The organism is Longimicrobium sp., assembly GCA_036389795.1.
Lineage (GTDB): Bacteria > Gemmatimonadota > Gemmatimonadetes > Longimicrobiales > Longimicrobiaceae > Longimicrobium.
In genome coordinates this window covers 76,288-97,221 of the sequence record DASVWD010000021.1, presented here as the reverse complement: position 1 = coordinate 97,221, position 20,934 = coordinate 76,288, and the positions used below count along the sequence as shown (strand labels likewise).

Below are 20,934 nucleotides of genomic sequence, written 5' to 3'. Positions count from 1 at the left end.
GATGGCACGACGCAGCGCCCTCCTCGCCCTCCTGGCCGGCACGCTCGCCATCGCGGCGGCGTACGGCTCCGCCTTCCTCCCCGGCGACCCGCCCGAGTGGTCGCCCTGGGCGATGGGGATCGGCACCGCCGTCGTGATGGTCGCCTCCATGGCGCTCGGCGCGGCCCGGCGCGGCGGGGGGATCGGCCGCCTCAAGCTCCCGTTCGCCTTCACCTTCCTGGTGCTGGCGGGCGGCTTCTGCGCCGTGCTGGCCCTGCCGCCCGAGGCGCCGGGCGCGCCGCTCTTCCTGGGGCTGCCGCTGCGCGCGGCGATCGTCCTGCTGGGGATCGGGCTGCTGCCGCTCCTGGTGCTCCCCGTGGCCTACGCGCTGACCTTCGACGAGATGACGCTCTCCGAGGAAGACCTGGAGCGGGTCCGCCGCGCCGCCCGCGAGCTGCGCCCGGCCGCCGCCCCCGCCGGCGCCGCCCCCCCGCCCGCCGTCGCCGAGGAGGTGGAGGTATGACCGTCCTCCTGCAGACAGGCGAGATGCCGCGCCTGGCGCAGCCCACCATCATCGCCGTCGCCGTCGCCTACTTCGCCGTGGTGGGGGCGATCGGCGCCTGGGCCACGCGGCGGACGAGGACGGCCAGCGACTTCTTCGTGGCCGGCGAGGGGATCGGGCTCTGGGCGCTGACGCTGGCGGCGATGAGCGCCACGCTCAGCGGCTTCGCCTTCATCGGCGGGCCCGGGCTGGTCTACCGCACCGGGCTGGGGGCGATGTTCCTCCTCCTCCCCGCGGCGGTCACGGCCTCGATGACGTCGTGGGTGCTCGCCAAGCGGATGCGGCTGCTGCACGAGGTGCGCGGCCTCATCACCGTCCCCGACGCCATCGGCGCGCGCTACCGCTCGCCCGCCGCGCAGGGGCTCTCGGCGGTGGCGATCATCATCGCCGTGATCGGCTACATGGCGACGAACATCCTGGCGCTGGGGCTGGTGATCGACGCCATCTTCGGCACCGGGCTGGCCGTGGGCGTGTGGGTGGGGATGGCGATCGTGCTGGCGTACTCGGTGGCCGGCGGCATCCTGGCGGGCGTGTACACGGACATGTTCCAGGGGAGCCTGATGGCGCTGGCCTCGGTCCTGGTCTTCCTCTACACGCTGAAGGTGGGCGGGGGGATGGGCGGGATCAGCCGCACCATCATGGCCGCCGACCGGACCTTCCTGGGGCCGTTCGGGGCGATGGGGCCCGTGGCCGCGCTCTCGCTCTTCTTCGTGTTCGGCGTGGGCTCGATGGGCCAGCCGCACGTGATCCACAAGTTCTACATGCTCAAGGACCCGCGGCGGCTCAAGTGGTACCCGCTGCTGGTCACGCTGGCCCTCCTCGTCACCATGCTGCTGTACTTCGGCGTGGGCGTGGCGGTGAAGGCGCTGGTGGTGGAGGGCCGCATGGCGCCGCTGGCGAGCCCCGACGACGCCACCCCGGCGTTCCTGCTGCGCTTCACCCCGGTGCTGCTGGCGGCGCTCGTCTTCTCCGGCGTGGCGGCGGCCATCATGAGCACCGTCAACAGCTTCATGAACATCGGCGCGGCCGCGATCACGCACGACATCCCCGTGGCGCTCGGCCGGCGCGTGAAGAACGAGCTGCTCTGGGGCCGCATCTCCACGGTGGCGATCTCGGTCGCCGCGGCGGCGCTGGCGCTGCTGCCGGGGGCGCTGGTGGCGTTCCTGGGGATCTTCGGCTGGGGGCTCTTCGCCTCCACGCTCGTCCCCGCGCTGGCGATCGGCCTCAACTGGGAGGGGGCGACGAAGGAGGGTGCGGTCGCCTCCATCTCCGTCGGCATCGTGGTGACGCTCCTGTTCGAGACGCTGGCCTACTTCAAGGTCTACGCGTTCCCCACCGGCGTCACCGTCTCCGGCCTCTCGCTCGTCCTGGCGATCCTGGTCTTCTTCGGCGTCTCCTGGCTCACGCGGCGGCGCGCGGGGGAGGAGATCGATGCGGACGTGCGGCTGGTGATGAGTGTTTGAACCGAAAGTGCCCAGTGCCCAGTGCCCAGTGCCCAGGAACGGCACCGGTCGACGGAGCACGATACCCCTGGGCACGCACGGAGCCACTGGGCACTTGGGACTGGGCACTGGGCACTGAAGTCGATGCGCTTCGAGGAGATCGCCGCCGGGCAGGCGGCCGAGTTCAGCAAGACGGTGACGGAGACCGACGTGGTGCTCTACGCCGGGATCACGGGCGACTTCAACCCCGCGCACGTCGACGCCGCCCAGGCCGAGGCGGGGAGGTTCGGCGGGCGGATCGCGCACGGGATGCTCTCGGCCGGCTTCATCTCCACCGTGCTGGCGATGAAGCTCCCCGGCCCCGGCACCATCTACCTCTCGCAGAGCCTGCGCTTCACCCGCCCCGTGCGCATCGGCGACACCGTGACGGCGCGCGTGGAGGTCCTCGAGGTGATCGCCGCCAGGCGCCGCGTGCGCCTGGCCACCACCGTCGCCAACCAGCGCGGCGAGACGGTGATCGAGGGCGAGGCGCTGGTGATGGTGCCGTGACGCCCCCTCCGGCGCCGCTACCGCGTCGCCACCTCCCCCGTGCCGGGAGGTCGCAGGGCCGGGATCGGCGCACGGGGTCGGATCGAGAGGCGAGAGACGCAAGTCTCCAGCGATACCCAACGCTGTCATCCTGAGGAGCCGCCGCGCCGGACCGGCGGAATGAGCGGAAGACCGGCGGCGACGAAGGATCTGCGGGCCGGGTGCGAGCGTGAGGCCGACAGACGTGCGATCCCCACCCGCAGATCCTTCGGGCGCATCGACTTACGTGCTGTCGCAAGGTCCGGTGCAGCGCCCTCAGGATGACAGCCTTGTGGGACGACGTCGAGGTGGTTCCGCCCGCGGATCGCGAGCGGGCGGCGGGTCGGGAGATAGATCGGGTGAAGTGGAAGGGCGGTCGCCGATTGAAAGGACCGCCGAGGGCAGTCCAACCGTGCGGGCGGATCCGCGCCCGCACAGAGAGTCCCCACAACATGGAGATCCTTCCATGAAGAGCAGCGGCACCCCGCGCCGACCGTGGCGCACCCTCCTCGCGGCCGCCGTGCTGGCGCTGTGCCCGGCGCTGGCCGCGGCGCAGACCGGCACCGTGCGGGGGACCGTCTCCGCCCCCGACGGCGACGCCATCCGCGCGGCCCAGGTGACGGTGACGGGCACTCGGCTCCTCACCAGCACCAACTCGCTGGGCCAGTTCACTTTGACCGGCGTGCCGGCGGGCACCCACCAGCTCCGCGTGTCGCGCGCGGGCTTCCTGGCGAAGTCGCAGGAGGTCACCGTGCGCGCCGGCGAGGAGACGCTGGTGGCCGTGGCCCTCGACGAGGCGCCCGTGGAGCTCGACGCCATGGTGGTCTCGGCCTCGCGCCGCGCCGAGCGGCAGTCCGAGGCGCCCGCCACCGTCACCCGCATCGGGCCGCAGGTGCTGGAGAACGTGGCCGGCAACTCGTTCGTCGGCGCCCTCAAGCAGGCCAACGGGCTCGACTACGTGCAGGTGGGGATGACGGCCGTGGCCATCAACGCCCGCGGCTTCAACTCCAGCTTCAACAACCGGATGCTCATGCTCGAGGACGGCCGCATCGCCGTCCTCCCCGAGAACGGGCTCCCGGTGGGCGCCTTCTCCCCGATCCCCAAGGTGGACCTGGCGGGGATCGAGGTGATCGTGGGCCCCGGCTCGGCGCTCTACGGCGCCGACGCCTCCAACGGCGTGCTCACGCTGCAGTCCAAGGACCCGCGCGAGTACCCCGGCACCACGGTGGAGGTGACGGGCGGCAACCGGCAGTACGCCGACGTGCAGTTCCGCCACGCGGGCGTGGCTGGCGGCTGGGGCTACAAGCTGTCCGGCGAGTACAACCGCTTCGACGACTGGGAGAACCGCATCCGCGCCACCGCGGCCGTCACCAGCCCGTGGGAGCGCACGGTGGGCGACACCGCCGGGCTCAACTGGGAGAGCGACGTCATCCGCGGGTACGGCGGCATCGTCCGCTACCTGGGCGAGGGGCAGATCGAGCTCACCGGCGGGTGGAGCCGCAGCAACGGCGTGGGCCAGACCAACGTGGGGCGCAACCAGCTGGTCGACTGGACCTACAACGTGGCCCAGCTGCGCGCCACCTTCCCCAACTTCTACGCCAGCGTCTACCGCACCGAGAGCGACGCGGGCGACAGCTACGCGGTGAACCGCTACACGCTGGCCCGCGTGGCCCCGGCCAACGCCGCCCTCGACGACGAGGCGGTGCGGCAGCTCTCCGACTGGCCCAGCAACGGGCAGCTCTACGCGGCCGAGTTCCAGAACAACTTCCGCCTGCGCCCGCTGCTGAACACGCAGTTCACCTGGGGCGCGCAGTACCGGCACGACGTGGTGAGCAGCGAGCGCGAGTGGCTCACCGACCGGCTGACCGGCGAGGACCTGGAGATCGACCAGTGGGGCGTGTACGGGCAGGCCGAGATCCCGCTGGCGCCGCAGTTCCGCCTGCTCCTGGCCGGCCGCTACGACGACCACGAGAACTACGACCCGCAGTTCAGCCCCAAGGCCGGCTTCCTGTTCACGCCGGTGCCGGGGCAGACGCTGCGCTTCTTCTACAACCGGGCGTTCAAGTCGCCCTCCACGCTGCAGACCAACTTCTACATCCCGAACTTCTCGCCCTTCATCGGCGTGTTCGGCAACCGCGACGGCTTCGAGGTGAGGAACGCCGCCGGCAACCCGGTGCGCACCTACGAGCCGCTGGTGCCCGAGGAGAACCAGACCTTCGAGCTGGGCTACAAGGGGCTCGTGCAGCAGCGCCTGTTCGTGGACGCGGCCGTGTACTACTCGCGCTACGAGCACTTCATGAGCCCGCTCACCGTGATCGCCAACCCGCTGGCCGGCGCCGCCGCCACCACGGCGTACGGGCCCGACGGGCTGCCGGTGACCAGCGAGAGCGGGCAGCCGCAGGTGGTGCTCACCTACTTCAACCTGGGCGAGGCCACCATCTACGGCACCGACCTGGCGGCCAGCTACGTGTTCTCGCCGCGGCTGGACGCCACGGTCACGCTCAGCCTGCTGAAGGTGGACGAGATCACGGGCGTGAACACCAACGTCCCGGGCGAGGTGGAGGCCACGGCCATCAACTCGCCGGTCACCAAGTTCTCGGTGGGCGTCAACGCCCGCGACATGGGGAACTGGCTGGGCGGGCTCACGATGCGCCACGTGATCGGCTACCGCTTCAACTCGGGGATCAACAAGGGGACGATCCCCACCTTCTCCACGGTGGACGTGAACGTGGGCTACCGGCTCCCGAACCTGCGCTCGCAGATCAACCTGGGCGTGGCCAACCTGTTCACCTGCCGCGCGCGGGACAACACGTTCGGCGACACCTCGGGGTGCGGCTTCGGGGTGAAGCACACCGAGATGATCAACATGCCGCGCATCGGCACCATGATCTTCCTCGGGATGCGCTACGACACCAGGTAGCGCGGCGGTCGGAGGGCGGGGTGCCGGCGAGGTCTGCCGGCGCCCCGCCGTCTTCACCGGGGACCTGGTCGCGGAGGGGCGAATGCCGGTGCGGCCGCGGGGGCCCTCACCCGCCGCCTTAGGGCGGCAACCCTCTCCCAGGTCTGGGAGAGGGTAGACTTTACGTGAATCGCGCGGGTGACAATCGCAAGCCGGTCCGGGAGCGGGTCACGATCATTCGGCACTTTGATGAGACGATCTGAGCAGTCGTGAAGTACCCTCTCCCGAAGTTGGGAGAGGGTGGCGACGCGGTAGCGGCGCCGGGTGAGGGCCACCCGCGGGCCGCGCGGGATCCACCGTCCACGCACGAGCCCGGAGTTCGCGATGCGCCGTCCCGCCGTCCTGCTCCTCGCCACGCTCGCCCCGCTGGCCGCCTGCGGCCGTGACGCGCCGACCGCCGCCGCGCCCCAGGCCCCGGCGCGCGCCGTGCTGGCCGCGGCGGGCACCTGGATCGACGGCGTCTACAACAGCGTGTACGGCGCGCGCTACTACCGCGTCTACGTCCCCTCGACGTACACCGGCGCCAGCGCCCGGCCGCTGATGGTGATGCTGCACGGCTGCCTGCAGGACGGCTACGACTTCGCGGCGGGGACGCGGATGAACGACTTCGCCGAGGCGCGGGGCTTCATCGTGCTGTACCCCGAGCAGGGGACCGCCTACAACGCCTCGGACTGCTGGAACTGGTTCTACACCTCCAACCAGGCCCGGGGGAGCGGCGAGCCGTACGTGATCGCGGGGATGATCGACTGGGTGAAGGCGAACTACCTGGTCGACTCCAACCGCGTGGGCGTGGCCGGCTTCTCGGCGGGCGCGGCGATGGCCACCATCATGGCCTGCACCTACCCGGACCGGGTGCGCAGGCTGGCCGAGGTCGCGGGCGTGATGTACAAGGCCGCCACCACCGCGGGCGGCGGCACCTCGGCGATGATGAGCGGGAGCGCCTACGACCCCAACACGCGGGGGACGGACTGCTGGAACGCCATGGCCACGGGCGGGCGGCGGGTGATCCCCGCGCTGGTCGTCCACGGCGGCTCCGACGGCACGGTGAACGTGGTCAACGCGCACCAGACCGCGCAGCAGTGGACGCAGACGCTCGACCTGGCCTCCGACGGCGCCGACAACGGCAACGTCGACAACACGGCCGACGCGACGGTGAGCGGCACCGCTTGCCGCTCGTACACGCAGTACGACTACCGCAACAGCGCGAACGCGCAGACGGTGGTGCGCAAGTACATCGTCAGCGGCCTGGGCCACCGCTGGCCGGGCGGCAGCAGCGCCGGCAGCTACACCGACGCCTGCGCCCCCGACGCCAGCCAGCTCATCGTCGACTTCTTCGGATTCTGAAGATGCGAGGTCCCGCGCCAAGCCGATGTCGTCCCGAGGGGCGCGGCAGCGACCCGAGGGATCTACTCGCCCTCGCTGGTGGGGTGCTCCCGGCGCCAGACCCCGCAAAGTACCCTCTCCCGGAGTTGGGAGAGGGTGGCGACGCGGTAGCGGCGCCGGGTGAGGGCCCCCGCGCCGAGGCCATACAGCAGTCGAATGAGAGGACGATGACCCGAGCCGCACTCCTGACCACCGCACTGGCCGTGACGCTGACCAACGCAGCCGCGCCCGCCGCCGCGCAGGACGGCACCTTTGAGTGGGCGACGTACTCCGGCGCCGAGGGAACGCGCCGCTACAAGCTCTTCGTCCCCGCCGGCCGCGACGCGTCGAAGCCCGCGCCGCTGGTGGTGATGCTGCACGGATGCACGCAGGACCCCGACGACTTCGCGCGCGGCACCCGCTTCAACCAGGCGGCGGCCGCGGCGGGGGTGCTGGTGGCCTGGCCCGAGCAGACCGGGACGCACCAGCCGCAGAAGTGCTGGACGTGGTACGACCCCGCCCACCAGGGCCGCGGCGGCGAGCCGGCCATCATCGCCGCCATCACGCGCGAGGTGATCGCCCGATACAACGCCGACCCCGCGCGCGTCTACATCGCCGGCGTCTCCGCGGGCGCGGCGATGGCGGTCAACACCGCCGCCGCGTACCCGGAGCTCTACGCGGCCGCCGGCGCGCACTCCGGCATCGCCTATCGCGCCGCGTCGAGCGTCGCGGACGCGCTCGGCGTGATGCGGTCCGGGCCATCCGGGGTCGACCGGCTGACGGAAGCGCTGCGGACGGCGCTCGGCCGGCGCGACCTGCCGCTCATCGTGATCCACGGCGGCGCGGACCCCGTCGTCAGCCCCTTCAACGCCGAGCAGCTCGCGCACCAGTTCGCCATCGTGGCCGACCTGAAGGGCCCGCACCTGGAGAGCGGCACCGCGGGAGGCTACGAGGTCGAGCGCCGCTGGTTCGACGACGGGGAGGGGAACACAATGCTGGACCTGGTGCTCGTGAAGGGGCTCGGGCACGCCTGGTCCGGCGGCTCGCCCGAGGGCACCTTCACCGACGCGAAGGGCCCCGACGCCACGCGCCTGATCCTCGACTTCCTCCTGCGGCACTCGCGCTGACGATGAGCGCCCCCGTCTTCCCCCGCCGCCCCGACCCGCTGCGCTTCTGGCGCCGCATCGCGCCGGACCGCTGCGCGCTGGTCGACCGGTCGCGCGGCGGACGGCTCACCTACGCCGAGCTGGACGCCGGCGCCGACCGCTGGGCCGCCGTGCTGCGCGCGCTCGGCATCGGCCGCGGCGACCTGGTGGCGGTGCTGGCCGGCAACCGCCGCGAGGTGGTGGAGGTCTTCTTCGCCTGCGGTCGGCTCGGCGCGGCGCTGCTGCCGCTCAACTGGCGGCTGGCGGCGGCGGAGCTCGCGCCGATCCTGGCCGACGCGCGCCCGGCGGTCGTCCTCGGCGAGGAGCGCTTCCGCGCGCGGGCGGAGGACGCGCTTCGGGGAGCGGACGAGGCGCCGCCCTGGATCGACCTGGACCTGGACGTCCCCGCCCTGCTGGCCCGCGGCGGCCCCTCCGCGCCGGACGTCGAGGTGGGGCCGGAGGATGCGGCGCTCGTCCTCTACACCTCCGGGAGCACGGGGAAGCCCAAGGGCGCCGTCCTCCCGCACCGGCAGCTCTTCTACAACGCCGTGGCGACCACGACCGCGTGGGAGCTGGGGCCGGCGGACGTGGCGCCCGTCTCCACCCCGTTCTTCCACACGGGCGGGTGGAACGTGTTCGCCACCCCGCTCTGGCACCGCGGCGGCACCATCGTACTCTTCGACGCCTTCGACGCCGACGGGTACCTGGACGCGGTGGCCGAGGAGGGGATCACGGTGGCGCTCACCGTCCCCACCATGCTGCTGATGCTCACCGAGAGCCCGCGCTGGGGGCGGGCGCTGCCGAGCCTTCGCTTCTTCATCTCCGGCGGCGCGCCATGCCCTCGGTCGCTCGCGGCGAAGGTGCGCGCGGCCGGCTACCGCTTCCGCGAGGGGTACGGGCTCACCGAGTGCGGCCCCAACTGCTTCGCCATCTCCGACCAGGAGGCGCTCCGGCGGCCGGGGAGCGTCGGCTGGCCGGTGCCGATGCTGGAGATGCGCCTGGAGGCGGCGGACGGCGGCGAGGCGGCCCCCGGCGAGCCGGGCGAGCTGCTGCTGCGCGGCCCGCAGGTCTTCGCCGGCTACCTGCGCAGTCCCGAGCGGACGGCCGAGGTGTTCACGGGCGATGGATGGCTGCGCACGGGCGACCTGGCGCGGCGCGACGAGGACGGCGTGTTCACCATCTGCGGGCGGCGCAAGGAGATGTTCATCTCCGGCGGCGAGAACGTCTTCCCCGGCGAGGTGGAGGCGGCGCTGGCGGACTGCCCCGGCGTGGCCGAGGTGGTGGTGGTCGGCGTGCGCGACGAGCGCTGGGGCGAGGTGGGGCGCGCCTTCGTGGTCCCCCGCGGCGAGGCGGCGCCGAGCGAGGCGGAGCTGATCGCGCACGCGCGCTCGCGGCTGGCGGGGTACAAGGTGCCGAAGCAGGTGGTCTTCCTCCCCGAGATCCCGCGCCTGGGCTCGGGGAAGCCGGACCGCCGCGCCCTGCAGGAGGCCGCCCCGTGAGCGCCGCCGTCGCCGCCCCGCACGCCAAGGGCTCCACGCTGCGCTCCACCCTGCGCTTCGTCGAGGCCGAGTTCGACGCCGCCACCGCCCGCGAGGTGCTGTCGCGCCTGGGCGAGGCCGAGCGCGCCCGCGTGGAGGCCGCCGCGCCCACCGACGAGGTGCCGATCGAGCTGCTGCGCGCGCTGTGGGACGCGGTGGAGGAGGTGGTCGGCGAGCGCGACCCGCGCTGGCCGGAGCGCTCGGGCGCCTTCTCCATCCAGTCCGGGGGCGTGGAGATGTACCGCGGCATCCTGCTCAAGAAGGAGCCGCTGGAGTTCCTCACCCAGCCGGTCTCCCTCTTCCAGCTCTACTACCGGCCGGGGAACATGGAGGTGGTGGAGGAGGAGGCGGGGCGCGCCGTGCTGCGCCTGGTGGGCTTCCCCGGCGACCCCGTCTTCTGCCGCCGGCAGACGGGCGGCCTGCTGCGCGCCATCGAGCTGGCCGGCGGCGTGCGCCCCTCCGTGCGCCACGTCCGCTGCTCCGTCGAGGGCGACGCCTTCTGCGAGTGGGAGCTGCGCTGGGAGCAGCCGCAGGGGTAAGTGTGGTTGGCCCAGCCAACCATTGATGTGAATGGAAGAAAGATGTCATCCTGAGGGCGCATGCACCTGACTTGCGATTGCGCAACAGGTTGTGCGCCCGAAGGATCTGCGGGCGGGGACTCGCGCGTCTGCCTGACTTACGCTCGAACCCGGCCCGTAGATCCTTCGTCGCCGCTCCGACATTCGCCCATTCCGCTGATTCCGCGCGGCGGCTCCTCAGGATGACAAATTGAGTTTGTAAGCCTGTAAACCCCTTCACCCCGCCAGAACCCCCACGTACAGACCCCGCCCCCTCGGCCCCTCCGCATCGTACTCCACGCGCAGGCCGCAATCCTCCAGCGCGGCCGTCAGCTGCTCGTGCGTGAAGAGACCCAGCTCGTGGCGCTCCTCGGCGCGGCGGATCTCGTCCGGGGTGCCGACCAGGTAGTGGAAGTCCAGCACCGAGACCCCATCTACGACCTGGGTCCGGTTCATTCGCACGATCTTCAGCTCGGGCTGGTCGACCGTGAGCATGTGGACTCTTCCGGGGATGAACACGCCCGGCCCGAACCACGGCTCGACGGCCAGTGCGCCGCCCGGCCGGACGTGCCGCGCCAGGTTCCCCACGGCCGCGCGCATCCCGCCTTCCGTACGCGTGTAGCCGATCGAGCTGCCCAGGCAGGCGACCACGTCGAAGCGCCGCCCCAGGTCGAAGGTGCGCATGTCGCCGTGGTGGAAGGCGGCGTCCGGGTGCTTGCGCCGGGCGACGGCGAGCAGCCCCTCGTCCAGGTCCAGCCCCTCCACGCGGTAGTGCGCCCGCAGGCCGCCGACGTGCCCGCCCGTTCCGCAGGCCACGTCCAGCAGCGCCCCCGCGCCGGGGCCGCCCGCGCGCACGACCAGCTCCCGCACGCGCTCGGCCTCGGCCGCGTAGTCCTTGAACGAATAGATGATGTCGTACAGCTCGGCGGTTTCACTGAACATCGTTCGCCCCCTGGTGATGGGATCCACCGGCCCGCCTCGTAGGCTGGCTCTTCACCCCGCCAGAATCCCCACGTACACCCCCCGCCCGGTCAGCCCCTCCGGATCGTGCTCCACGCGCAACCCGCACTCCTCCAGCGCGGCCAACGTCTGCTCGTGCGTGAAGAGCCCGATCTCGTGACGCTCGTGCGCACGGCGGATCTCGCCCGGCGTGCCGATCAGGTAGTGGAAGTCCAGCACCGAGACGCCGTCCACGATCTCGCTCCGGTTCATGCGCACCACCTTCAGCTCCGGCTGTTCCACCGCGATCATGTGGACCCTGCCGGGGAAGAACTGGCCGGGCGCGAACCAGGGCTCGACCACCAGCGCGCCGCCCGGGCGGAGGTGCCGCGCCAGGCTCGCCGTGGCCGCGCGCATCCCGTCCTCCGTGCGCGTGTAGCCGATGGAGCTGAAGAGGCAGGTGACCACGTCGAAGCGCCGCCCCAGGTCGAAGGTGCGCATGTCGCCGTGGTGGAAGACCACGTCCGGGTGCTTGCGCCGCGCGACGGCGAGCAGCCCCTCGTCCAGGTCCAGCCCCTCCACGCGGTAGTGCGCCCGCAGAGCGCCGACGTGCCCGCCCGTCCCGCAGGCCACGTCCAGCAGCGTCCCCGACCCAGGGCCGCCAGCGCGCACCACCAGCTCCCGCACGCGCCCGGCTTCGGCCGCGTAGTCCTTGAACGCATAGATGATGTCGTACAGGTCGGCGGTCTCGCTGAACATCGCTCGCACGTCGTGACAGGGGTGAAAAGAGAAGGGGGCCGCGGTGCGTCCCGCGGCCCCCGTGAGCGCTGCCCTCGCGGGCGCGTCAGGATGCGGGCGCGGGAACCGCCGCCGGGGCCGGGGGGGTGACGATGGCGGGGACGGCGACCGTGAATTCGCCCTGCGCCAGCGCGCGGATGTTCTCGGCCACGTCGGTGCTCTCCTTCGCGCGGATCAGCCGGACGACGAGCCCGTCGTTCAGGACGGCGTCGCCCAGCAGCGCCACCTCGTCGTCGCGGCAGGCCATGAGCGGCAGCTGCCGCGCGGGTGCGAGCGGCGCCAGCGCCTCGGCGAAGCTCCACGCCGCGGTGCGCGCGTCGTCCATCCCGAAGCCCACCAGCTTCAGGTCCAGCTTCGGCGTGAGGCTCGAGAGCTCCTTGAACTCGGGCGAGATCTCGTCGATCTCCTGCTCCACCACGGGCGTGAGCGCGGCCAGGACGGCGTTGATCCTGTCGAAGTCGCCCTCAAGCCCGGCCAGCTCGGCCCCCGGCGCGATGCGCGCGGCGGCGATCCCAAGGTCCAGCCCGATGTGCGCGTTCATCCCGATCAGCAGGTGCTGCAGGACGACGTAGTCGGGATTGAGCGCCGCCGTGAACGCCTTGAGCCACGAGCGGCTGGGGAGCTGCCCCGCCTGGTACGCATCGTACGCGGCGAGGTAGCGGTTGGCGAATTCCACGTCCAGCCGCTCCATGCGCGGCCCGTCGTCGAACTCGCCCTTCCGGATGCCTTCGCGCACGGCCAGCGTGACGCGGTTGTACAGCGCCGCGAAGTACCCCTTGCGGTCGCTGGTCGCGATGCTCTGCTCGATGATCGCCTCTAGCCGGGCGATCACTTCGTCGATGGTGCAAAGCATTTCTGGACTCCAATGTATTGACTTGCAAAACAGTACCATGTACGGATAGCAGATGGCGAACCGAAGCGCAAGGTAGACAGCCACAGTGTGCGAAGTAATCTGGTCATAGCGTTTATTTCAATTCTGCACGCAACAGCTCGCGGCCTTTGGTGATATGCCGTTGAACAGTGCGGGCAGAAATACCCTCCTGTTTTGCAATGTTTGAGATGGAATCCCCCAACACGAATCTTGACTGGAGAATGCGCCACGTCTGTGGGGCGAGAATCCTCGAGGCGATCTGGGATACTCTTTCGACTTCCTCGTCCAGCATAACTGCTGTTTCTTCTTCCGTCTCTGGGTCAAAGGAATAGCCGAGCTCCTCATCATCAAACTGATCAAGAGAAATGTCCGACGTCTGAGCACCTTGAGCCCGTGTCATCCGTCGCAACTCTTGAGAGAAAAATCGCGTACGTTGGACATCGTCCATCGACATGATTTGAGGAAGAAGACGCGACGCAGCCAGCGAAACAGCGGTTTCAGAGATAACATCATCCGCAGTCTTATATCCTGGTGTGGTTCCGCTACGGCGCACTATTTTAACAAAGAGCAACTGGTGACTGTATATCCATCCATAGAATTGAGCCAGCATATTGGTTTCATCATCAGCGCCTGAGCCAGCAGGTGCCCATAACGTTCCTAAAAAGACAGCATCATTGGTCAACGCGCCATCCATGTTTGCACCAGAGAGAATCGCTTCAGTAAAGTCGCATTTTTGCAAATCACAGGCTGCTAAAACCGCATAATGAAGATCAGCTTGTTCAAACCGAGCCTTCCGGAGACTGCTATTTGTGAAATCAACGTCACGGAATGAGCCCTTAGTGCAATTCGCGCCATTGAGGTTTGCGTGAATCAACTTTCCTCCATCTAGGATGGCGTGTGTTAGCGACGCATTTATCAGGTTAACTCCGTACATGCTAGCGCCCTCAAGTGAAACGTGGTCTAGACGAGCTCCCCCCAAGTTCATGAGATGTGGTAGCTCAATTATTGGCTGATCTGCGTCACGTTCATCGGCTACAATCCCATTTAGCATTTCGTGACGTTTAAGCCCATATAGAAGAAGAAGAGCGTTCTCAGAAACGCGGGGAGAGTAACCATACGTTACTACCCAAGACAGAAGTTCCTCAACCTCGTCTAATTTGAGCATGTGAGCTAAAAACCCTATGATTTCTGGCGAGAGAAGTCGCATGAAAAGAGCAGCATCTATTTCGCTGTGGTTTAACTTAGCGGCAACATCTCGGGCAACAAAATACTCCATATAGGATTTATGGGCAAAACCATAATTTCCTGTCTCCTCCCTTGTCAGGAAGCTGGCAGTCCGAATTTCGTTATCGATTTCAACGAATTGCTGCATATTCTCTATTTCGGAACCAAAAACAATTCTCAGATACTCGCCGAGTTGTGTATAATGAACTACTCGTGCGTCCTGATCCCATAGTCTAATTGCAAGTTCCGTCAGGAACGAGAGCTTGGCCGTTGGTGAGAGCACGTCGCGCCACTGATCTCGATGGACCCAGGCATCGGTGTAGACTGCATAGAGCGTAGCGGCATTGATTTCCGAACTTTGGAGCGATTCAATGGACTTGACAATCATTTCGAGTAGCATGGGTCGGTGAGAGAGTTCCATAAGATTATATGTCTCTCTGATCTTTCGGAGTGCTTCGCGACCGGTTTTCGGACGCGCACGCAACACGTATTCCTCAATTTGCGAGACTGTAAAGGGCCGAAGATAAGCAATTTTGAAGCCTTTTCTGGCAATTAGATCCCAATAGAGATCGCGTGCCAAGTCGGATCCGTATCGTTGGCCTCCGCCTAGTATAACTTCTTCCTCTTCGGTCCTGCTTTTGAAGTAATGCGTGCGACAAGTCAGCATTACTTTAGCTCTGTTCTTCACGCACCGTGCTAGTTCATGGAAGTTCCGTTGTGTAACGTTGGGTGTTACCCGGGCTGCCATCTCATCAAACCCATCAAGCAGCAAGACGATATTACCTTGGGATAAAGAATGAAGAAAAATTTCAAAAGACACTCTTGGAAGACCACAGTTAAATAAATGCGTTACGATGAGTCCTTCGAGACTAAACTGCCGATCCGCATTTCGTAAATCGATCAACACTGGTAATGGATTTTCAAATGGACTTTCCAGAAATGCCTTGGCCAACCGGTAGGCGGTCATTCTCGTTAGGAAGGACTTCCCGGTTCCGACATCCCCTAGTAACGTAAGCTGATTCCATTCACTATCTTTCAACCATTCGTTGATTACAGTCCAGCTAGCTTGCGCCTCACCGTCAATCGCGGTTCCGATATGAGGCTCTATGTACAGCTCCATTGGATATTGTCGATTCGCTTCGCACTCTCTGATTAAGTTGTTAGCGTATGCGTAGCCATCAATCAATTGTGCGGCTAAGTCCTTAAAGAGGGTTAATTGAATTCCCTCAGCTGCGGCATGTGCAGCAACGGCATCAGTGAAAGAAGCTCCGCTAACGATAGTGCCTTGTGCTGCCGGATAATCGCGGCGCACGAGCCTAAGCCGAGTCGAAAAGGCGTCGATGTGATCCGCTTTTACCTCACCTAATTTGCATTCTATAGCGCGGTGCACCGTTAGGTCGCCGAAGCGACCTGTAAGGAACAGATCGATCTGTCTTCCAGAGAACAGTCTTCCGTGCTCAACCTCGTAATTCAGTAGCCGGTAAACTTCGGCCACCCTCTCTTCGAAGGAAATCCCCGCTTGGTTATCGAGGCGACCCTGCAAAACTTTGTCTGGATTCTTCATGAGGCCTTTGGATTCTTCGAAGTGAACCGTTTCAGAAATGTTAAGCAGCGATTTCTACAAACGCCACCCGTCACGACACCTCCAGCATCGTCAGGATGGTCTCGAGCGAATCCGCGTCCTCCGGCTTCTTGTCAGTGCGCCAGCGGAGCATGCGGGGGAAGCGCACGGCCACGCCCGAGCGGTGGCGGGGGGAGCGCTGGATGCCCTCGAAGCCCAGCTCGAACACCAGCTCCGGCTTCACGGCGCGCACGGGGCCGAAGCGCTGGACGGTGTTGCGGCGGACGAACGAGTCCACGCGGCGGATCTCCTCGTCGGTGAGGCCGCTGTACGCCTTGGCGAAGGGGACCAGCTCGCCGTCCTTCCACACGGCGAAGGTGTAGTCGGTGTAGAGCGAGGCGCGCCGGCCGTGGCCGCGCTGCGCGTAGATCAGCACCGCGTCCACGCTGAACGGCTCCACCTTCCACTTCCACCAGTCCCCCCGCCGCCGCCCCACCCGGTACGGCGACTCCAGCCGCTTGAGCATCAGCCCCTCGGCCTGCACGGCCCGCGCGCCGCGGTAGGCCTCGCGCACCGCGTCCCAGTCGCCCGCCTCCACCACCGGCGAGGGGAGGAAGCGCCCCGCCGTCGGCACGCGCGCGAGCAGCTCCTCCAGCCGCGCGCGGCGCCAGGCGAGCGGCCGCTCGCGCACGTCCTCGCCGACCCACTCCAGCAGGTCGTAGGCGAGGAGGACCACGGGGACCTCGGCCAGGATCTTCGGCCCCAGCACCTTGCGCCCGATGCGCCGCTGCAGCTGCGCGAAGGGGAGCGGCCGGCCCTCGCGCCAGGGCATGACCTCGCCGTCCAGCACGGTGCCGTCCGGCAGCAGCGAGGCCGCGGCCGCCAGCTCGGGGAAGCGCTCGGTGATCAGCTCCTCGCCGCGCGACCAGACGAAGGTGGAGCCCGCGCGGCGGATCACCTGCGCGCGGATGCCGTCCCACTTCCACTCCACCTGCCACTCGCGCGCGTCGCCGAGCGCGTCCGGCTCCTCCTCCAGCGGGTAGGCCAGGAAGAAGGGGTAGGGCCGGCTCACGTCGGCGTCCCGCGTCTCGGCGCTCAGCAGGCGGGCGAAGAACTCGGGGCCGGGCTCCCACGCGCCCATCAGCCGGTGCGCGATCGCCGCCTCGTCCACCCCGCTCACCCGGGCCAGGGCGCGCACCACCAGGTTCTGCGAGACGCCCACGCGGAAGCTGCCGGTGATCAGCTTGTTCCAGACGTACGCCTGCGGCCCGTCCAGCTCGGCCCAGGCGCCGAGCACCTCGCGCCGCTGCGTCTCCTCGTCCTCCCCGCGCAGCGACAGCAGGCGCGCCACCCACTCGCGCAGCGGCAGGTCGCTGGAGGCGCCGGAGGGGGGCAGCAGCAGCGAGATCGCCTCCGCCAGGTCGCCCACCGCCTCGTAGCACTCGCCGAAGAGCCACTCCGGCACCCCCGTGGCCTCCATCGCCCACACGGCCAGCTTGCGCCCGCCCACCAGCCGCTTCGGCCGCCGCCCGATCAGGAAGTGCACCGCCCACGCCGCGTCCTCCGGCGGCACCGACGCGAAGTAGCGGGCGAGCGCGTCGACCTTCTCGCCCGTCTTGGTCGTCTCGTCGAGGGCCGCGTACAGCCCGGCGAACGCCTTCACGTCAGGAGACAGGGGATAGGGAACAGGGGACAGCCGGCGACGACTTTCGCCAGCGGAGCGGCAGTCCTCTAGGCCGCTGGAGCAACGGAGATCGGGGATGCAGCGTCGTCGGCATCTGTGCCGCTGCCGCGCCCGGTCCACCCGCCAGGGTGAGAAGATTCTTCGGCCCTGCGGCGGTCGGAGCTGAGGCAGGCCTGGAGTGGCCGGGCCTCAGAATGACGGCGTTGCCGATTCTCTGAAACAAGTAGTTGGCGATGCCAATTACCAGCTCGTCAGATCGCTCGGCGCGCTGACCTTGACGTGGGAGTCCGCGCAGGCGGACTTCGTGTGGTTGTTGCAGCGAATTCATTCGCCCCCACCCTCCTCCACCGCGGCTTGGTCCGGCGCCACCTCCACGTCGCTGCTGTCTTCTTCCCCCTCCCAGCGGCTGGCGACGGCGAGCGCTTCCAGGCCGTGCTCGCGCAGCCAGCGCACCACGGGCTCGCGGTAGCCGTGCGTCACCCACACGCACCCGGCGCCCGTGGCCTCGATGGCGGCCAGCAGCGAGGGCCAGTCCACGTGGTCGGAGAGCACGAAGCCGCGGTCCACCGAGCGGCGGCGGCGCTGGCCCCGCACGCGCATCCACCCCGAGGCGAACGCCGTCGACACCGCGCCGAAGCGGCGCATCCAGGGCGTGCCGTGCGCGGAGGGCGGCGCCAGGATCAGCGCGCGGCTCCAGTCGTGGCCGCGCCCCGGCGCGCCCGCGTACTCGGTGGGCGGGAGCGCGACGCCGGTCTCTCGGTAGTCGCGCGTGAGCCGGGCCACGGCGCCGTGCTCGAAGATCGGGCCGATGGAGGGGTCCACCCCCGCCAGCAGCCGCTGCGCCTTCCCCAGCGCGTAGCCGTAGAGGAGCGACGCGCGCCCCGCCTCCTGGTTGGCGCGCCACCACGCGTCGATCTGCGCGAAGACCTCGGCCTGCGGCGCCCAGCGGTAGATCGGCAGGCCGAAGGTGGACTCGGTGACGAAGGTGTGGCAGCGCACCGGCTCAAAGGGCGTGCAGGTGGGGTCGGGCTCCGTCTTGTAGTCGCCCGAGACCACCCACACCTCGCCGCGGTGCTCCACGCGCACCTGCGCCGAACCCAGGATGTGCCCCGCCGGGTGCAGCGAGATCCGCACGCCGTTCACGTCCACGCCCTCGCCCCAGTCGACGGAGCGGATGCCGGCGTCGGCGCCCAGGCGGGTGCGCAGCACGCGCTCGCCCTCGCGCGCGCCCAGGTAGCGGCGGCACCCCCAGCGCGCGTGGTCGCCGTGGCCGTGCGTGATCACCGCCGCGTCCACGGGGAGCCACGGGTCCACGTGGAAGTCGCCCGCCTCGCAGTACAGCCCGCGCTCGGTCACCCGCAGCAGCATCGGTCGGGATCGGCTCCGTTCAGGGGTGGATGCGCCGTCATCCCGTAGGGGCGAGGCATGCCTCGCGCGGCAGGTGCCAGTCCCATGCGCGAGAGGCGGCTACTGGCGCCGGGACCGCCTATCCTCGGACTCGCAGGCTCGCCCCTACGGCCGGACGCGGGTCTTGGTGCATTCGGCAGGCCTCGTCCTACGATGACGAAAGCGCGCGGAAGCCTGCGACAGGCTCCCGCGCGCTCCATCTTCTTCCCGAAAGAAAGAATCAGACGCCCACGGCGGCGGGCTCTTCGGCGGCCAGGAGGGCCGAGAGCTTCTCCAGGTGCTGAGGTGTGCAGTAGAGGCGGATCTCGCCGCGCTCTCCGGCGCGGACTCGGGGGCGGGTGAAGCAGACGACGCGGCGGGAGCTGCAGAGGTTGTCGAGGGCGCGGGCGGCGCGGGCGGTGTCGGGCATCCGGTCCTTGCTGCGGCGCCACCCCAGGTGCATCGCCACGGCTTCGGCGCTCACGGCGTCGTGGATGGTGGGGTTGAAGGCGTCTTCGTCGAGCGTCTCGATCACCAGCTCGCGGTCGCGCAAGTACCGGTAGGCCTTGTCGGCGTCGCGGGCGCACCCTTCGCCGTTGGGAACCTCGGAGGAGTTCATCCCCACCAGGTCGCAGCACTCGCTGCCGATGGCGTTGGCCTCGTCGCCTTCCTTCCACTGCTCCAGCGCCAGCTCCTCGGCCGCTTTCCGGTTGGGCGCGTCGACCGCGTACCGCACCGTCTGCTTGAAGGTGATCTCGACCTCGAAACGCTTCGACATCTCGCGACTCCCTGGCTTTGCTGCGCTGGACGCGCCCCGCCGGCGTGCGGAGCGCTTCGTGTGGGGGTGGATCATTGATCCCGGAAAAACGGCGCCGGAGCAAACGCCAGTTTCGTGCTAGCGCCCTCCCGGTGCCGACGCGCCTTGATAAGTAACTGAATTCTGTGGGAAGGGGGAGCCGGTCGTCAACTGCTACGTTGCTGCTACGGAAGATCTTCGGGAAAACGGCCGGCGTACGCGGCGCGGCGACGGGCAGGCAGGGAGCGGAGGACGACGCACGGCGGCGGCCGAGCCACTGCGGCCCGTGGTAGCACCCCACCACGCCCGCAGCGCACGGGAATCTGGTGCGACCCGGGCCCGGACACACATCTTGCAAGGCCCCTGCACCGGACGCCCGCCAGGAGGACCGATGCACGCTTTCCAGTCCCGCCCCACCGAGCCGGCACGCGCTCCCGCTCCCTCCGCCGCCCGCCGCGCCCCCGCGCAGGTGCACGGCAGACCGTCGATCCCGCTGCGCCCGGCGACGGACGCGGCGGCGCCCCCGCGCGACTGGTACTTCGCGCCGCTCCCGCTGCAGACCCGGCTGGCCGTGGGGCGCGCCGACGACCCGGCCGAGCGCGCCGCCGACCAGGCGGCCGAGACGGTGATGGGGACGCCGGGCGCCGCGGGCGGGACGCTCCGCCGCAAGTGCGCCTGCGGCGGCGACGCGGGGGCGGGCGGGGAGTGCGCGGCGTGCCGCGCGCGCCGGCTGGAGCTGCAGCGCCTCTCCGCCGGCCCCGCGCCGGCCGCGCGGGCGGCGCCCCCGGCGGTGCACCGGGCGCTGGCCGCGCCGGGCCGGCCGCTGGAGGGGGGCGACCGCGCGTTCATGGAGACGCGCTTCGGGCGCGACTTCGGCGCGGTGCGCGTGCACGACGACGCCCCGGCGGCCGAGTCGGCGCGCGCGGTGAACGCGCTGGCCTACACGGTGGGGCGCGACGTGGTGTTCGGCGCGGGACGCTACGCGCCGGGAACGGCGGAGGGGCGCCGGCTCCTGGCCCACGAGCTGGCCCACGTGGTCCAGCAGGGCGGCTCCCCCGGCGCGGCCCTCCAGCGCGCCGTGGACCCGGCGGCGGAGGAAACCGCGGAAGCGGCCCCCGCCGAGCCCGCCGCGGCCCCGGCCGCCGCGGCGCCGGACGCCGGGGCCGAGCCACCGGCGGAGGGGATCGAGAAGGGCGGCGGCTGCGGAGGCACCATCGGCGTGCCGCGGCTGCCGATCAGCAACCTCTATCCCCCGGTCCTGTTCTTCATCAGGTCGCCGTGCACCCGGATCCGGGTGACGCTGACCGCGCGCTGGATGGGCGGCGGGTGCGAGGGCGCGGGTCCGTACCCGGTCAGCGTGGACGACCAGGCTCCGATCAAGCAGTTCCCGGCGGGGGCACAGGGGATCGCGGAGGAGTGCCCCGGGACTCCCGAGCAGACCTCCACCCAGACCTTCACGAACATCCCTGCGGGGAGGCATCACCTCTACATCCGTACCGGCGGCGGGAACGTGGGCCGGCTCGACGTCCGCGGCCACGGCGTGGTGAGCTGAGCCTCGCCACGC

The 20,934-nt window shown here is 69.2% G+C and carries 16 protein-coding genes; 9 read left to right on the top strand and 7 right to left on the bottom strand.

Annotation, left to right across the window (positions count from 1 at the left end; genetic code table 11):
- Position 1 precedes the first annotated feature (1 nt).
- From VF746_02825 to VF746_02790, 8 genes are all read left to right on the top strand, one after another.
- Positions 2 to 502: a hypothetical protein gene (locus VF746_02825; protein HEX8691351.1), complete on the top strand. Its 501-nt coding sequence runs from the start codon at positions 2 to 4 to the stop codon at positions 500 to 502.
- The gene (locus VF746_02820; protein HEX8691350.1) at positions 499 to 2,004 is read left to right on the top strand and encodes a hypothetical protein; all 1,506 of its coding nucleotides are present in this window, start codon (positions 499 to 501) and stop codon (positions 2,002 to 2,004) included. The genes VF746_02825 and VF746_02820 overlap by 4 nt, the downstream gene beginning before the upstream one ends.
- Positions 2,005 to 2,127: 123 nt before the next feature.
- The gene (locus VF746_02815) at positions 2,128 to 2,532 is read left to right on the top strand and encodes a MaoC family dehydratase (protein ID HEX8691349.1); all 405 of its coding nucleotides are present in this window, start codon (positions 2,128 to 2,130) and stop codon (positions 2,530 to 2,532) included.
- A gap of 484 nt (positions 2,533 to 3,016) precedes the next feature.
- The gene (locus VF746_02810; GenBank protein HEX8691348.1) at positions 3,017 to 5,470 is read left to right on the top strand and encodes a TonB-dependent receptor; all 2,454 of its coding nucleotides are present in this window, start codon (positions 3,017 to 3,019) and stop codon (positions 5,468 to 5,470) included.
- Between the two features lie 363 nt (positions 5,471 to 5,833).
- The gene (locus tag VF746_02805; protein ID HEX8691347.1) at positions 5,834 to 6,853 is read left to right on the top strand and encodes a PHB depolymerase family esterase; all 1,020 of its coding nucleotides are present in this window, start codon (positions 5,834 to 5,836) and stop codon (positions 6,851 to 6,853) included.
- 206 nt (positions 6,854 to 7,059) lie between these two features.
- Complete coding sequence (locus VF746_02800; GenBank protein HEX8691346.1) at positions 7,060 to 7,998, top strand: PHB depolymerase family esterase; 939 nt, start codon at positions 7,060 to 7,062, stop codon at positions 7,996 to 7,998.
- Between the two features lie 2 nt (positions 7,999 to 8,000).
- The gene (locus VF746_02795) at positions 8,001 to 9,515 is read left to right on the top strand and encodes an AMP-binding protein (protein ID HEX8691345.1); all 1,515 of its coding nucleotides are present in this window, start codon (positions 8,001 to 8,003) and stop codon (positions 9,513 to 9,515) included.
- The gene (locus VF746_02790) at positions 9,512 to 10,093 is read left to right on the top strand and encodes a hypothetical protein (GenBank protein HEX8691344.1); all 582 of its coding nucleotides are present in this window, start codon (positions 9,512 to 9,514) and stop codon (positions 10,091 to 10,093) included. The genes VF746_02795 and VF746_02790 overlap by 4 nt, the downstream gene beginning before the upstream one ends.
- Positions 10,094 to 10,348: 255 nt before the next feature.
- Here the strand turns inward: VF746_02790 and VF746_02785 are convergent, their stop codons facing one another.
- From VF746_02785 to VF746_02755, 7 genes are all read right to left on the bottom strand, one after another.
- Positions 10,349 to 11,053 carry a class I SAM-dependent methyltransferase gene (locus tag VF746_02785; protein HEX8691343.1) on the bottom strand — a complete coding sequence of 235 codons (705 nt, stop codon included), beginning with the start codon at positions 11,051 to 11,053 and terminating at the stop codon, positions 10,349 to 10,351.
- A 51-nt stretch (positions 11,054 to 11,104) separates the two neighbouring features.
- Positions 11,105 to 11,809, bottom strand: a complete 705-nt coding sequence (locus tag VF746_02780; protein ID HEX8691342.1) for a class I SAM-dependent methyltransferase — start codon at positions 11,807 to 11,809, stop codon at positions 11,105 to 11,107.
- A gap of 85 nt (positions 11,810 to 11,894) precedes the next feature.
- Complete coding sequence (locus VF746_02775) at positions 11,895 to 12,701, bottom strand: DUF5995 family protein (GenBank protein HEX8691341.1); 807 nt, start codon at positions 12,699 to 12,701, stop codon at positions 11,895 to 11,897.
- Positions 12,702 to 12,813: 112 nt separating this feature from the next.
- A complete protein-coding gene (locus tag VF746_02770) occupies positions 12,814 to 15,507 on the bottom strand; it encodes a pentapeptide repeat-containing protein (GenBank protein HEX8691340.1) in 2,694 nt (897 codons plus the stop codon).
- A gap of 70 nt (positions 15,508 to 15,577) precedes the next feature.
- Positions 15,578 to 17,167, bottom strand: coding sequence for an ATP-dependent DNA ligase (locus VF746_02765; protein ID HEX8691339.1), 1,590 nt, complete (start codon positions 17,165 to 17,167; stop codon positions 15,578 to 15,580).
- Between the two features lie 345 nt (positions 17,168 to 17,512).
- Positions 17,513 to 18,556: a ligase-associated DNA damage response exonuclease gene (locus VF746_02760; GenBank protein HEX8691338.1), complete on the bottom strand. Its 1,044-nt coding sequence runs from the start codon at positions 18,554 to 18,556 to the stop codon at positions 17,513 to 17,515.
- 259 nt (positions 18,557 to 18,815) lie between these two features.
- Positions 18,816 to 19,352, bottom strand: a complete 537-nt coding sequence (locus tag VF746_02755) for a hypothetical protein (protein ID HEX8691337.1) — start codon at positions 19,350 to 19,352, stop codon at positions 18,816 to 18,818.
- Between the two features lie 409 nt (positions 19,353 to 19,761).
- Here VF746_02755 and VF746_02750 point away from each other — a divergent pair, with 409 nt between their 5' ends.
- The gene (locus VF746_02750; protein HEX8691336.1) at positions 19,762 to 20,922 is read left to right on the top strand and encodes a DUF4157 domain-containing protein; all 1,161 of its coding nucleotides are present in this window, start codon (positions 19,762 to 19,764) and stop codon (positions 20,920 to 20,922) included.
- The last annotated feature ends 12 nt before the right edge of the window (positions 20,923 to 20,934 follow it).